The organism is Endozoicomonas sp. ALB032 (assembly GCF_049310125.1).
In the GTDB taxonomy this organism is placed as follows: Bacteria; Pseudomonadota; Gammaproteobacteria; order Pseudomonadales; family Endozoicomonadaceae; genus Endozoicomonas_A.
Genome location: NZ_JBLYNW010000001.1, coordinates 4,628,474 through 4,643,007 on the forward strand (window position 1 = coordinate 4,628,474; position 14,534 = coordinate 4,643,007).

A 14,534-nucleotide genomic window follows, 5' to 3' on the forward strand; every position below is an offset into this window, starting at 1 on the left:
CCTCCGGACGTGTTCACCCAAAAGATCAGTATTTATGGAATTACTCAGTTACAGCACATCATCCCTGTCATTAGTCGCTCCGGCAGTGGCTATTATCCTGGCGATTCTGACTCGTCACGTCCTGTTTTCTCTTGGCGCAGGTATCCTTGCCGGTACGCTGCTGCTGACTGACTTCAGCGCCGGCAGAACGTTTTCTTACCTGCTTAACAGTTTTGCCGGGATATTTTGGGATAATGGTCTCAATACAGGCACTGTCTTTATTCTGTTCTTTCTGGTGATACTTGGCATCATTACCACTCTGATAGATGTTTCTGGTGGCGCCAGAGCCTTTGGTGACTGGGCTCGTCAGAGAGTAAAATCCCGGCAGGGATCACAACTGGTGACTGTGCTGCTGGGTATCATTATCTTTATTGATGATTACTTCAATGCACTGGCCGTTGGCAATATTGGTCGTCCCATGACAGATCGTCAGGGTGTCTCCAGAGCCAAGCTGGCTTACCTGATTGACTCAACGGCGGCACCGGTCTGTGTCATTACACCTGTCTCCAGCTGGGGTGCCTACATCATTGCCCTGATTGGCACTATTCTGGTGGCCCATGAAGTGACCGATGTCACTGCTATTGGTGCTTTTGTCAGTATGGTGCCGATGAATCTCTACGCTGTCTTTGCTCTGGCACTGGTGTTTTGTACTGCGGCCATGGATTTAAACATCGGTCCTATGCGGACCCATGAGCGCCGTGCTCGAGCCGGTGAACTGTATGACAGCCGAAAGGGGACACCTCCGGGATCTTCTGAGGCCATCAGTAGCAGTGAAAAAGGAACAGTTGCCGATCTTGTGATTCCTGTTCTCTCTCTGGTGATCGCGACGACCGCTTCCCTGATTGCTACGGGCGCTTCTGCGCTTCAGGAAGCCGGTACGCCATTCTCTATTCTGGGCGCTTTTGAAAACACCAATGTGGTCAATTCGCTTATCTATGGTGGTCTTGCTGGCCTTCTGGTCACGGCGATCAGAATGCTCAGCCATAATCTGGATGCCTCCACCTGGGGTAAGGCGATTGTGGAAGGTACGCGCTCCATGCTGCCTGCCATTTACATTCTGGTGCTGGCCTGGGTGCTGGTGGATATCATCAGCTCTCTGGAAACCGGCAAGTACCTGGCTCACCTGGTCAGCAGCTCGAAGATTGATACTGGCTATTTACCTCTGATCCTGTTTGTGGTTTCCGGCGCTATGGCTTTCTCAACCGGCACCAGCTGGGGCACTTTCGGCATCATGTTGCCCATAGCGGGAGATATGGCTGCAGCAGCAGATATTGCCATGATTCTGCCGATGTTGGCCGCTGTTCTGGCCGGTGCGGTGTTTGGCGATCACTGCTCACCGATTTCCGATACTACGATTCTGTCGTCTACAGGGGCCTCCTGTCACCACATTGATCATGTCATGACTCAGCTTCCTTATGCCCTCAGTATTGCTGTTGTGGCTATGCTGGGCTATCTGGTGATGGGGCTGACGGATTCTTCAATAATGGGCTTTCTTGCTTCCGGAGCCGGTTTTATTTTGCTTGTGCTTGTCTTTCGCAAGATGTCCCCCGGGCAGATGGCCAAATCTGAAGATCACCTGGTGGCAGAATAAGCTCAGACGGTATTTACAAGTTATAATCCCGGGAGATTTTTTCCGCTACCTGCCGAAACAGTATTTCATAGTAAACTGTAATTAATACCCCATCAGAAGGCATGGATGCCTTCACCCGGAGCAGGGAAGCTATGAGTTTCGACAATCTTATGAAAGCCGTTGCCCGCAATAATCAGCTGGGTGAACTGGACTTTCGCGATAACCGCTATTACCTCACCATCGACAGCCGCATTGAGTTCACCTGTTTTCAGGCCAATGGGCGATTCTTTATCCATGGCGTCATTGCCCAGCTGCCACCTGGTGAAAAAGATCGGGAAAATATCCTCCGAAATCTGATGACCAAAACTGTGGGTCTGGCGACTACCCAGCGGGTTATTTTGTCCATAGAGCCTGAGAAAGATGCGTTAGCTTTACATTACTCCCGCCCGCTTCAGGGGATGGATGACAACCTCCTTGAGGAAGCTCTGGCTGAGTTTGCCAATAACTTTGAGTATTACCTCAAAGAAGTCGGTCAGGAGCAGACTGTTATGCCGACCATGCCAACGATGATCATGCCATGATGAGTCCGATTTCTAATCATTCTTTATTCGGTTGTCTTGTCACCTGGGCAGAGAACTCAAACGATGGGTATAACGGACTTCGTAAGGCCAATGAAGCTTTTTTGAAGGCGGTGATTCGATACAGCTGTTTTAACGAACTGCATCTGTTTCTTCATGAAGGGCAGATTCCTGCTTTCAGGCAAGACTGGAAAGAATACCTGCGCCAGTATGGGGCGGGTAAAAACATCACTATTCTGCCGGTTCACGATCTGCCTTCCTGTTTTCAGAGACATGCTTATACCGTTTTTCATTGCGGCGATCCCTATATATCAGACCTCGCCACTTTGCGAGAAAGACATGCGTCCAGTTTATTCCCTATCACTGGCAGGGCCCACAGTCTCAGTGATGATGCCCGTTTATCCCGGGTCAGGGATTTGATCTTTTCTCCCGTTAAACCTTGTGACTCCATCCTCTGCAGTTCCACAGCTCAGAAAACCGTGATGAAGCGTCTGATCTCTTCGGCCAGTGCCAGTGTCAGTGATACTGTGGGCAGGGCTGTTCCTTATCGTGGGCAGGTGAGTCTTATTCCGCTGGGTATTGAGCCGGCCAGACAAGAGGCTGTCCCTTCCAGAGAAGGTAATGTGCTTCAGATACTCTGTCTTGGCAGGCTATCAGCAGCCGATAAAATGGACCTTCATCCATTATTACTGGCATTGAATGATCTGTTTGAGGAAGGAACCGTTTCCCGGTTTCAGTTGGTGATTGCCGGGGCTGGTGATGCCTCCGGCGAATATGTTCGCTCATTACTGGCTCAGGCCTATGAGTTTAATCTTGAAGATTGTATTCGCTTTGAACTCACCGTTGATGATGAGAAGCGGGAGCAGTTGCTGGCTGAAGCGGATGTGTTTGTTTCTCTTGCAGATAATGTTCAGGAGAGCTTTGGGCTGGCTCCGTTAGAAGCAATGAGGGCAGGTATTCCGGTGATTCTTTCAGACTGGAATGGTTATCGAGACTTGATTGTTTCCGGGCAGGAAGGTTTCCTGATCAAAACCACCTCGGCTGACCATGATGCTATTTCCCGTTCTCTCAGCCTTGTCAGCAAAACTCAGGCTCAGCTGATTCAGGCTCAGGGAGTCGCTGTAGATATAGAAGCGTTGAAAACAGCCTTGTCGACATTATTAATGGATGAATCTATCCGGAAAGAGATGTCCGCTGCGGCCATCCGGAGGGTGAATGAAACCTTCAGCTGGCCTTTGCTGATTGATCAGTATCACCGGCTGGTAGACGATTTGAGGCTGGAAGCATCAAGAATACGACATCATCAGGGTAGGGCAGTGGGTATGCCCTACCAGGACGTGTTTGGGCATTATGCGTCTGTGGCTCTGCAGGAAACGGACTTCCTTGTAGCCACCGACAGAGGTCTCCGGGTTTTGTTGATGTCGGAGAGAGGTTTCTTTTTCAATCAGCTGAATCATCTCCTTGATAAAAACGAAATAAGAGAGGTGATCAGGAAACTGGTGACACCTCAAAGCGTCAGCAACATGCAGAAGCTGTTTCCTGAAAGGCAGACCTTATTATTTTTATTATCCTGGATGTTGAAGTATCAGCTGGTCTCTTTTTCCGATGAGGCAGAGGGGCGCAAGCCCTCTTTCCCCGGATTACCGGACTGGTTCAAGGTTGAAGATCCCTGCCCGGTGTGTGGCCTGGTCTTTCCCGAGCAGCTGAGATCCAAATGGATCAAGCCCGTTATCACTCAATACGTCCAACTCATTCAGAGTTATGTGAATGACATTGATAGTTCTGAAGAGGGTTCAGAAAGTAGCTTGATTCAATCCATTGCCCAGTCAGTCATTGAATGGATGGATGACAGGTTGCTGCAGGCCATTGGCTGGTTTGCAGAAGATCACACATTGACCAGCTACGGTGAAGTGCTAAAGCTACTGGAATCCAAAGGGATGGAGACACTGATTGAAGCCTATCCTCACTGGTATCGAAACATTCAGAAAGAGTTTTTCCAGCAAGTCAGAGTGATCCGTTCATTGCTGAGTCGGGTAAAGCAGGACTTGTCAGAGATCAATCATTACTTTTTTTCAGGGAGCCCTCAGCTTGGAGAGAGCCGTAAACTGGCTTCTGGTCTGATTTCTATTCGTCATTTGCAATCAGATGCTGGATCGCCCGTTTACCAGTTGGCGTTTAACAATGGTGAGCACCTGGTATACAAACTCAGGGATCTTGCCATTGACCAGTTATTACTGGGTGATAAGCGGAGCATGGCCCAGTCACTGAATGGCTGGTTGCAGGACTCGGAAGCTCTGGGTGTATTCAGGATATTGAATAAGTCTTCCTACGGTTATGTTGAGTTTATTGCTCCGGAAACTCTTTCTGAGTGTGATGATCCAGAAACTTACCATCGTCGCATGGGTGTGGCGGGCGGCTTCTGTCTTATGTCGGGTCTGGCAGATATTCACAGCAAAAATCTTCATATCAATGGTAACAAGCCTTACCTTATTGATGCTGAGACAGCACTGCACAGTGCTGTGATTATGCAATTGCAGGCAGAGTTGCAAAATCCCGAGCTGGGTTTTTTAAGAGGCATTCGGGATTCCAGCCTGGGCCAGACCGGTTTGATGAAAATCTGGGAAAATTTCCATACCTGTCAGACTCATTACCGTTCCGTCAAACTGGAAAATGGTGAGCTGGTGGCGGAACAACCGCAAAAAATCACCCCTTTTCTGGATCACCTGCTGATGGAAGAGGGTCGACACTCTCTGGATAATCGTCATCCGTCAGTGGCCTCTCAATATAGCAAGGCGTTTGTGGAAGGCTTTCGATGTTCAGTGTCTGCTATTTCTCAACATTCACAGCAGTGGTGTGATTACCTGAAGTCGATGGCAGGCTGTGAGGTGAGGTATCAGCCGCGCTGGAATCTCAATGAGGCTCGCAAACAGTTTCGTGACCTTCATGTCGCCAGAGAGTTGCAGGATATTTCCAGAGAGCGCCGCAGAGGTTATTTTCTGCGTCTGGCAAGGCGCATCACGCTGGCCGCCGAGGTCAGTCAGCGCTGGCTTGATGCTCCGTGGCAGGAGCCGGTCAGTGCTCTGGCTGAGTCGGTGACCGATGGGTGGCTGGCTCTGGAGCAGCGTGAATTTGTCAGAAAGCTTGGAGAGACCGGGGTATTTGTCCAGCGATACGATGGAACTTTGGATGAAATAAGTCGTCATTACTTTTCTGTAAATACCATAGAAAAACAGTCAGAGTTGATTGCCAGCCTGACGGATCACAAGCTCAGGGATCGATTCCTGAATGCCTTTCAGCAGATGATTGAAGGTTGGTTTGAGCAACATATCAATGCGGGAGAAGGAATGCCTGAAGAGCTCAGGCATGGGGTTTTGGAAGCGTTGGCTGACAGGGAGAGAAAGACTTAACCCTTTCTGATGTTCTCCAATAGCTCTTTGGCCATGATGGTGGTCTCTTGGTCACCTTCTTTGTTGGCCGTGGTCAGGTAATCTTCACTTTCCTTATTTCTTCCTTCCATCATCAGAGCCATACCGATAAAGGCTTTAACCGTCGGGTTGTCAGGATCTTTTGGGATGGCTTCCTTATGAAGAATCTCGAGGGCTTCCTGATTCATCTTTTTATTAATGAAGGTCAAGGCAAAGCCCAGAGTAGGCAGGATGCTCTCAGGTCTGGCTTTCTCCAGAGCGCTGAAAATACCGAAAGCATGTTTTGACATACCCACGCTGGAGGCCATAAAGCCTACATCTGCCAGGGTTTTGATTATTTTTTCATCGGTCATGTTTCAGGCCTCTTGCTGTTTACCCGGCTTACAACTTCTGGATAATACTCTGGAGTGTGTCTTTGATGGATTTGATGATGCTGGATCTCAAACCCTCAATAATCATGTATTTATTGAACTCAACCTGAAACTCCACCATGTCTTTGGTATTGTTCGGGTCCATGCTCGATATTTTGCTTTTCAGGGCCTGATCAAGATTTTCGGCCGTTTTACCAAATACGTTCTGTACATGATCGAAGTTTAAATGGTTGGCTCTCTGCTCTGCCATGATCCCTCTCCCTGTCGGACGTAGCTGTCAGAAGGTGTTTAATCAGCGCGTTTCTTGTGATGAGTATTCCAGGTCTTGTCAACGACTTCAGCAGCGGCGATCAGGGCAGTGATCATCTTGTCGTTGATTTCAAACTCATCAGGAGAAAGCCCTTTGTCCCGTTCCGACTTCAGGCGCAAGGCTTCATCCACCAATTCCTTCAGAACCTGCTCCTTGAGCTCACCGTCAGTGTCCTGAATCAGGCGATCTTCGAGGTCGGAGAGATGGACTTTCTCATTGTCGGTTTGTGGGTCCTTCACTGTTGCCTCCAAGACGATATTTGATCCGATCTGTGCCTTTTGATAATAAAAGATAGTCAAGATTAATATCTTCAATTATATACCCGTTGGCCAGCTTTGCGCCGATCAGGTATTTGGCACCATCTTCCATGGTTACAAAGGGCACCCTTCCCATACTCACTGACCGAATCTTCAGAGAAGGGGCCAGTGGGGTGTTTAATACTTTGGCAGGTGCTCCAGCTGTTTTGGTAGCGAGTTTCAGCTGGGGCTGATTGCCATACTGTTTTCTGAATCGTGTGACCACATCGTTCAGGTTATATACTTGTTCATCGTCCAAGAGGTGGCCTTCTAAAGTGATTTGATTAGGTTTTTGTATCAAATGTATGCGGGGGCTAAGGCCTTTCTCCCTGAGCATGGACTTGAGCGTGTTAAGACGACCTGCCTGATTTTCTACCTGATCGACAATGGAAACCAGTCCGTGAACCTCCTGTTTCAGAGCGGCAGTGATTTTCTGAAGCTCTTCTGAGGAGGCAACATAACCGGTCATAACCAGTGAACCAGGCGAGTTATCCAGCTCCAGACTGAGAGACGTATGCCCCTGATTCTTTAAAAGCACATCGGCATTAGCCCTTAATTCACTCATGACCACCAGCTGTGAGCTGAAAGGAATCCCCTGCTCACGAAGTTCACGCTGGATTGTCTGTTTATCACTCATTGTCAGGGTGTAGCCAGAGATCAGGATGCTCTGGTCAGGAAGCTCTTTCAGTTTGATGTTTTTCTGGTTCAGTCGATTGCGGATCTCTTTGGCCTGATCAAGATGGCTTATTTCAGGAGGCGCTTCGTCAGAGCCACCTGAAAGTAAAATAATAAGAAGCAGGAAAAGTGCAAATATGCCTGCCGGGATTCCTATCAGCCATTTCCGGTCAATATTTTTCAGGGGGTTCTCAAACTCCTCTGATTCGTCTTCAGCCTCTTCGTCATCTGCCAGAGAGTCGTCAATGTCATCCAGATCATTGTTCAGGTTATTGAGGTCATCACTGTCAAGCTCTTCATCCCCATCCTCCGTCAGGATGTCTGGAGCATCGGGGAATTCATCATCTTCATCTTGCTCAGAGCCTTTGTTCTGATGTTCTTCCGGTTCCGGGTCAGGTCTCTGAAGCTCTGGCAGTGGTTGATCGGGCCAGTCCGCATCTACAGGACCCAGAGAAAAAAACAGTTGACTGGAGGTTATGATGTCAAAATGACTGGCGTTTAGCTCTGAGCCCCGGGGCAGGCCGTTACTATAGAGTAATCCGTCTTTAGACTGGCTGGATATTTTGATTTGACCCTGCGGGCTGATGTTTATTATAAGTTCCAGATCACTGAGTGATTCATCGGTCAGGACCAGATCAGACTGATCGCTTTTGCCCAGAGAGTAGCTTCCGGGTTCAAGTGGAATTTCAGCCCCCTGGTGATTGCCAGAGAGTATTTTAAGGTAAAACTCGATCATGGCCGTCTACCCGAAATGCTTTCCTTAGCTGATGGTTCTGCGTGGGCTAATGGTTATTTTCACTTTCCCAGAGCCTATCTCATTTCATCGTTCTTAAGTTTAAAAAATGAAATGGTTTTTTTGGGCTATCTTTCCCCTGATAAAGATTTTATAAACTTTGATTTTCAGGTGATTTAAATCCTAGGTTAAGTGAAACTACCTATCTTTTCCAGAGTTCTTTATTTGGTCTACATCTTCGAACAAAGTGCTGATAAGGTTAGTATCAACCACGAAAAGCTGGTAAAACTCCCTTAGCGGCTATATGAGTGCAGGTGCATTTTTAGCGTATTTACCCTACAAATGCGCCAAAGCGGCTGTAAGAGCAAAGAGCCTATGGGGCTGGTAGTTGACGGTTGACGACAGAAGTCGGCCAGACCCAAAAGTGCGAACACTCTTATATAAATGGTGATGTATGCGGCAGCAGGCGAACGATCACTTGTGTGCGCCAGAAGTCGTCGCATGATAACAAGAAGAGAGCAGGTACTTATGGAAGCATCTTTCTGGAGCGATAAGCGTCCGGCTGGCGTTGCTGAAACTATTGATCCCGATCGCTACCCCAATCTTTTGGCGATTATAGAGGAGCTTCTTGAAAAAAATGCTTCCCGACCGGCATTTACAGGTATTGGGTATACTCTGACTTACGGTGATCTGGACCGCTACAGTCAGCAGTTTGCCAACTATCTTCGTGAGCACACATCCCTGAAGCCTGGTGACAGAATTGCCATCCAGATGCCGAATCTGCTTCAGTATCCTATAGCCGTCTACGGAGCCATCAGAGCAGGTCTTGTCATAGTTAATACCAACCCTCTTTACACCGATCGGGAAATGTTGCATCAGTTCAATGATTCCGGTGCCAAAGCTTTGGTGTTTATGGACAACTTTGGCCATCTGGTTGAAGAGGTTGTAGAAAAAACCGGCATTGAGCACCTGATTGTAACCCGCGTGGCCGACATGCTGCCATTTGCAAAACGTACCCTGATTAACTTTGCTGCAAAACATGTCAAGAAGATGGTGGAGCCTTTTAATCTGCCAAAGGCGGTGTCTTTCAGGGATGCACTGGCAAAAGGCGAAGCCTTTCAGGCTGTACCTCTTGAAAATCCTCCTGCACCTGAGGACCCTGCTGTTTTCCAGTACACGGGCGGAACCACAGGGGTTGCGAAGGGGGCGGTACTGACTCAACGCAACCTGATTGCCAATATGCTTCAGGCTGCGTCAGCTCTCTCACAGCTGGATGAAAGTGGTCAGCCGGTACAGCAGCTCGGCAATGAAATTCTCGTGGCGCCACTGCCTCTTTATCATATTTATGCGTTTACCGTGCATCTGCTCTGCATGCCGTATATGGGAAATCAGAATGTCCTGATTGCCAATCCCAGGGATACCAAAACCTTTATCAAATTTATTAAGCCCTGGCAGTTTACTGGCTTCATTGGTTTGAATACGCTGTTTGTCAGTTTGCTCAATCACCCAGACTTCAGGGGGTGCGATTTCAGTAAACTAAAACTCACCCTTTCCGGTGGTACGGCTTTGCAGAAAGAAACCGGAATTCGCTGGCGGAAATTTACCGGATGTTATGTCTCGGAAGCCTATGGTTTGACGGAGTGCTCTCCAGCAGTTTGCATGAATCCTTTTGGCGATACTGCCCAGCTGGGCACTGCCGGGCTGCCATTGCCCAGTACTGAACTGAAAGTGATTAATGATGGCGGCGAAGCTCAAGCCGTAGGAGAGAGGGGGGAACTGTGTGTGCGAGGACCCCAGGTCATGCAGGGGTACTGGAAAAGGGCAGAAGCCACTGCCGAGGTGCTGTCTGAGGATGGCTGGCTGAGAACCGGTGACGTGGCTGTCATTAAAGAAGACGGCTTTGTTGAAATTGTCGACAGAATCAAGGATATGATCCTGGTTTCCGGCTTTAACGTCTACCCTAACGAGATTGAGGATATAGTGGCCAGCTTTGACCGGGTAGAGAATTGTGCCGCCATCGGCATTCCTGATGACGTCACCGGAGAGAGAATCAAGTTGTTTGTGGTTCCTGCAGACGACGAATTGAAGAAAGAAGATGTGGTGGCTTATTGCAGGGATCATCTGACTGCATACAAAGTGCCCAAGGATATAGAATTCCGTCAGGAGCTACCCATGACACCGGTCGGAAAAATTCTGAGGAAAGATTTGCGTAAGGAAGAGCTGGAAAAAAACTCCTGATATCCATTCAGGTACTCATAAAAAAACCGGCTTTGCGCTGGTTTTTTTATGAGTACCTGAAAATATTTTGAGTAGATAGTTTATCAGGTACTTGTCTCAGCCTTGGATTCGTTGTCTTTATTCTCCGGAAAATACTGGCTGAGTACCTCTGGATCATTGCTAAGTGCATCGCAGGCTTCTGGTTGTGAAACAGGAGTGATGCTGGTCGAGTAGAGCTTCATGTTGCGGATACTGGCATCAAACCAGAACCAGTTTTTATTCTCCGAATAACACAAGGCTCTGGCCGTGTAGTTAACAGATGGTACCAGGGGGACTGCAGGGAAGCCATGTAGTTGTTTTTTGACAACTGTAGAGTTCAGGCAGGAGTAGGTAATATCGTTGTAGCGTCGTTCAAACCGGTTAAACGTCTGAGCGATCAGCTGTTCAGCCATTTTGTCTTGTCTCAGGCTCAACTGATAGAGAGCCAGTCCACATAAGAACAGAATGATTACGCTTTCCATAATGAGTACCTCAAGGCTTTATTAATAAGTGCAAGCGTCCTTACCTGCTTTTTCTAACCTCTTTTTCAATCAAACCATATATCCCTGGCTTAGGGAAGCTTATGATTGATTATGTAATTAGTGTTTTCGATGACTTTCAGATTTACTTGAGGCATCAGAAGATACGGCTTCAGAGTAAAGTGTTGATAGATTGACAATTTTTGTAGCGAATCTGGTATAACTTGGTCAGCGTTGGGTTGAAGTGAATTTTATCAATGCTGAAGGCCAGCCTGAATTTCATACCATTGTCATAAATGAGGGTGCATATGAGAAAAACAAATCCGTAAAAATTCCGGCAGACAGTGCAAGTGGCTCTACTGCTGAATTTGGCGCTATGTAATCAACATTAATCCTGCACCATTGGGTCAGATCCTGAGCTGCCTGATGCTTTGTATTTTACCAAGTAGTCAGGTAAAGATGGTTTATCTTTAGATGCGCTGTTGTAGAGTGTTTTGTCTGAATATTTTTCAGTCCAGGTAGCTTGCCTTTCCCATTTCAGTAATTGCCCATCGTCATCATATATACAATCAGACATCCTGAAAAGTCTGGTTGTTGCAACAAGATGGGGTCTGTAATCCGCGTAAAAAGACAAGGTTCCATATGCGTCGCACATTGGGTAATCTGTTATTAAATCATTATTATCTTCATAAGTGGCAAGAAAGCTGTTAGGCACCATGCCACTAATAGAAAGCGATCCTTCAAAAAAAAATATTTTATCAAAAGTACCGTCTCTACAAATCTTTCTATAGGGATGATAAAATGATTTGAACGGGACAGGTATATAATCTACATCAAAATAAGCCCCCATAGTTGGAATTTGCTTTTCATGAATATGTGATTCCCTCATCGCAGATTTTATATAAGAACTTCCTTTTGATAAAAGCACAGGTCTTAAGCCATCTATAACTTGACTGAACGCTAGTTCCTTGTTGAAAACCAATGTTTCAGAAATTCTGGATTTTCCTATATGCCAGTAAGTATATCTTTCCTCATCACCCCAGTTGATATTATCAATATCCAGGATCAATATATTTTTAATTCCATCAGATAAAATATTCCTTTGAAAATCTGAGAATGTGTTTTTTTCTTCTTTTCGATATAACATTGATGAGCTGTACCATAAAACAACTAATTTATCGTTATTGTGTTGAGCCCAGTCATAACATCTTTGTTTTACCGGGCAATCCGTTGTGTTTGGTAAAGCGAATGAGCTTTCATCTTTTTTAATCCAAATAAGAAAAATATATGATGTAAAGCAGCCTGATTTATCAGGAAAAGGATTTGTCTGGATTTTTTCTTGATTGTGTATTTCCCGAAATGGGTAGGATTTTTTGTTAAAATGCCCACTTCTTTCGATAGCATTAAAGATAGCTTCTGAATCCATATTTTTATCAATTTGTGCTTTTCGTATCATAGCTTCAATTAAAAAAACAAAGTCAGGCAGTTTAAAGTGAAGCTTGTTGTGATGAGATTCGGTTCCACGGAGATAGGTATACTGAAGTTCTTGAATTTCAGTATCAGTGAAACCTAAAGATGATGCCATTAACTGCCATTTGTTTCCGACAGAATACTTGATGAAATCAATGCAAGTATTACTCAAAGACAATTCAATTGAGCGATTGAACAAGCGGGTAGAGTGTTCGTGGTCTGGACAAAATGAAATATGTTTTTCTGTACAGTTTACTGTGCAAACAGGAATTCCATTCCACAATGGTTCATCTCTGTATGACCTGAGCAATGAGCTGTTCATGACTCCGACTTGAAAATCAGTTCCTTTTCCTATGCCATCCATATATCAAGACCCTTTAATCATTAGATATATGATTTAGACTCTGATCTCAAACCAAAGTTCATAAAGTGTGAGTTTTACTAACCACCTGGAAAGAACATAAAACACAAAATTCTACCTCAGAGCGCCTGCGGCGCAGCTGAAAGCCATTATGAGGTGTGGCTTACTGGGGAATACTTTTTCCGGACGAAAGAGGGCGCTGAGTTTTTTGAGTTCAGGCTTAACGAAATACACTGCTGTTCATGGCAGCTTAATGTCATAACATCCACTGTCTGGATGTTGTGCTCAGAGTGCCCAGTCTGCCAGCATCTGTTTGGCTATAGGACGGTAGGCGTCTTTACCGTATACCGCATCAATCAGAGCGAAGCTGAAATTCATGGCGCAGCCGGGCCCCTGAGCGGTAATTACCCGGTTTTTCTGATCGACGACCACCGGGCTTTCCGGTTGTGGCAGAGCCCCCTCAAGCTGATCAAAAAAAGTGGGGTAGCAGGTAGCACGCACATTATCGAGAAGTGAGTGATGAGCCAGTACAACGGCTGATGAGGCGCAGATAGCGGCGTACCAGCGTTGGGCTTTGTGTTGCCGTTGCAAAAGTTCCGTAAGGTGTGGGTTGTCTCTGAGGTTGGCTGCCCCGGGCATGCCCCCGGGCAAGGCTATCAGGTGGAAGTTTTTATTGAGAAATACTTCGATGTGGTCGTCGGCTATCAGCTTGATACCTCTGGATGCCTCAATTTCCAGATTGCCATCGGAAGTGCAGGCAGCGACAGAGACCTGGGCTCCGGCCCTGCGAAGGGTATCGATAATAGTGACGGCTTCAATTTCCTCACAGCCATGAGCAACCGGAACGAGAATCTGCCTTGGCATAATGAAACCTCTATGGTTGAACCTTCGGAATGCAAGTATACAACCTGCTCTGAATCTGGCGGTTTTAGAACAGGCACTGCTTAGCCTGTCGAGCTGATTGAGACAATCGTCAGTTCCACAGATTCATAAGCCTAGTAGGGATGGTTAATAAAGCCAGAGAGTATGTTATAGAGTTTGTAAATCGGCATGAGCACCAGGATCAGGTCAGTCAGGCCTGATTAAGCTGTTGGAGGAACGAAAACCCTGCGGAATAGCCTTTGTGATAGTCGGAAACCAGTCTGGCACGGTCTCGCGTGCTTCTGGTTGAACTCAGGGAAGTATCCGGAGCAATTTCTGTAATGGATATACCATTACGTTTTAACTGATCAAAGCTGTCCAGAGTTTCGTTATAGATTGAGTACTGCTGGCGAATCAGCTCGGCCACTTCAGGTTGCTTTCGGAATTGCCAGGCCAGCAATCTATTGCTCGACGAAGCCTTCTTGCGATAATGGCTTTCGCGACTCCTCAACACAACTATGTGTTCATAGCCATCCTCGGCAGCTTTCATAACTGGCAGGGGGTCGGCAAGACTTCCATCTACATGATTTCTTTCATTAATGGTTATGGTACTACGATAAATCATGGGAAGTGCGCTGGAGGCCTTCAGAACTGTGAACAGTTGTTCCAGTTCAAAGTATTCATCGAACTTGTGGTAGATAGGGTAACCTGAACTTGCGCAGCTGGTAACAACCGTGAATGTTTTGTCTCGAAGATGGTTTCGAAACTTGTCAATATTCATGTGCTGTCTCTGGATGCGATCAAACAGCCAGTCGAGGTCAAACAGATTACCGCCTTTCATGTGGCGCTTGAGGCTGATGAAATGGGTTTCCAGACAGGCGCCTGTGTAGATGTCGAGGTTACGACCCCGTTGACCGGCAATAAAGGAAACCAGGTTGAGCGCACCGGCCGAAGCTCCATAGAAGCCATTGAACTGCCGATGGCGTTTGTCCATGAAGGCGTCCAGAATGCCGGCGGAGTATATACCACGCATTCCTCCGCCCTCAACGACAAGTGCCGTTTTTGTGAGTGAGCTGGCCTCTTTTTTCTGCATTGAGATCCCAAACAGTC

12 protein-coding genes are annotated in these 14,534 nt (G+C 46.9%); 4 read left to right on the top strand and 8 right to left on the bottom strand.

What is annotated here, in order from left to right:
* The first annotated feature begins 34 nt into the window (after positions 1-34).
* The 3 genes from ACO6VG_RS17105 (at position 35) to ACO6VG_RS17115 (ending at position 5,594) form a co-directional block, all read left to right on the top strand.
* Complete coding sequence (locus tag ACO6VG_RS17105; RefSeq protein WP_422474838.1) at positions 35-1,630, top strand: Na+/H+ antiporter NhaC family protein; 1,596 nt, start codon at positions 35-37, stop codon at positions 1,628-1,630.
* A 131-nt stretch (positions 1,631-1,761) separates the two neighbouring features.
* Entirely contained in the window at positions 1,762-2,190 is a 429-nt protein-coding gene (locus ACO6VG_RS17110; RefSeq protein WP_422133420.1) for a CesT family type III secretion system chaperone, read from the top strand.
* Positions 2,187-5,594, top strand: coding sequence for a DUF4135 domain-containing protein (locus tag ACO6VG_RS17115; protein WP_422474840.1), 3,408 nt, complete (start codon positions 2,187-2,189; stop codon positions 5,592-5,594). Before ACO6VG_RS17110 ends, ACO6VG_RS17115 begins: the two co-directional genes overlap by 4 nt.
* On the opposite strand, the gene ACO6VG_RS17120 is transcribed toward ACO6VG_RS17115, so the two are convergent.
* From ACO6VG_RS17120 to sctD, 4 genes are read right to left on the bottom strand one after another with little or no spacing between them, the layout of a single operon-like run.
* Positions 5,591-5,965 carry a tetratricopeptide repeat protein gene (locus ACO6VG_RS17120; RefSeq protein ID WP_422133422.1) on the bottom strand — a complete coding sequence of 125 codons (375 nt, stop codon included), beginning with the start codon at positions 5,963-5,965 and terminating at the stop codon, positions 5,591-5,593. The genes ACO6VG_RS17115 and ACO6VG_RS17120 overlap by 4 nt on opposite strands.
* Before the next feature lie 28 nt (positions 5,966-5,993).
* On the bottom strand, positions 5,994-6,233 hold the full coding sequence (gene sctF / locus ACO6VG_RS17125) for a type III secretion system needle filament subunit SctF (protein WP_422133423.1): 240 nt from the start codon (positions 6,231-6,233) through the stop codon (positions 5,994-5,996).
* A gap of 38 nt (positions 6,234-6,271) precedes the next feature.
* Positions 6,272-6,532, bottom strand: coding sequence for a hypothetical protein (locus tag ACO6VG_RS17130; protein WP_422133424.1), 261 nt, complete (start codon positions 6,530-6,532; stop codon positions 6,272-6,274).
* Positions 6,507-8,000: a type III secretion system inner membrane ring subunit SctD gene (sctD, locus tag ACO6VG_RS17135; RefSeq protein ID WP_422133425.1), complete on the bottom strand. Its 1,494-nt coding sequence runs from the start codon at positions 7,998-8,000 to the stop codon at positions 6,507-6,509. Before sctD ends, ACO6VG_RS17130 begins: the two co-directional genes overlap by 26 nt.
* A 498-nt stretch (positions 8,001-8,498) precedes the next feature.
* Here sctD and ACO6VG_RS17140 point away from each other — a divergent pair, with 498 nt between their 5' ends.
* Positions 8,499-10,235, top strand: a complete 1,737-nt coding sequence (locus ACO6VG_RS17140; protein ID WP_422137773.1) for an AMP-binding protein — start codon at positions 8,499-8,501, stop codon at positions 10,233-10,235.
* An 83-nt stretch (positions 10,236-10,318) separates the two neighbouring features.
* Here the strand turns inward: ACO6VG_RS17140 and ACO6VG_RS17145 are convergent, their stop codons facing one another.
* From ACO6VG_RS17145 to ACO6VG_RS17160, 4 genes are all read right to left on the bottom strand, one after another.
* Positions 10,319-10,735, bottom strand: a complete 417-nt coding sequence (locus tag ACO6VG_RS17145) for a hypothetical protein (RefSeq protein WP_422133427.1) — start codon at positions 10,733-10,735, stop codon at positions 10,319-10,321.
* Positions 10,736-11,120: 385 nt separating this feature from the next.
* Positions 11,121-12,566, bottom strand: a complete 1,446-nt coding sequence (locus ACO6VG_RS17150) for a hypothetical protein (protein WP_422413317.1) — start codon at positions 12,564-12,566, stop codon at positions 11,121-11,123.
* 282 nt (positions 12,567-12,848) lie between these two features.
* Positions 12,849-13,427 carry a DJ-1 family glyoxalase III gene (locus ACO6VG_RS17155; protein WP_422133429.1) on the bottom strand — a complete coding sequence of 193 codons (579 nt, stop codon included), beginning with the start codon at positions 13,425-13,427 and terminating at the stop codon, positions 12,849-12,851.
* 208 nt (positions 13,428-13,635) lie between these two features.
* Positions 13,636-14,517, bottom strand: coding sequence for a patatin-like phospholipase family protein (locus ACO6VG_RS17160; RefSeq protein ID WP_422133430.1), 882 nt, complete (start codon positions 14,515-14,517; stop codon positions 13,636-13,638).
* Between the last annotated feature and the right edge of the window lie 17 nt (positions 14,518-14,534).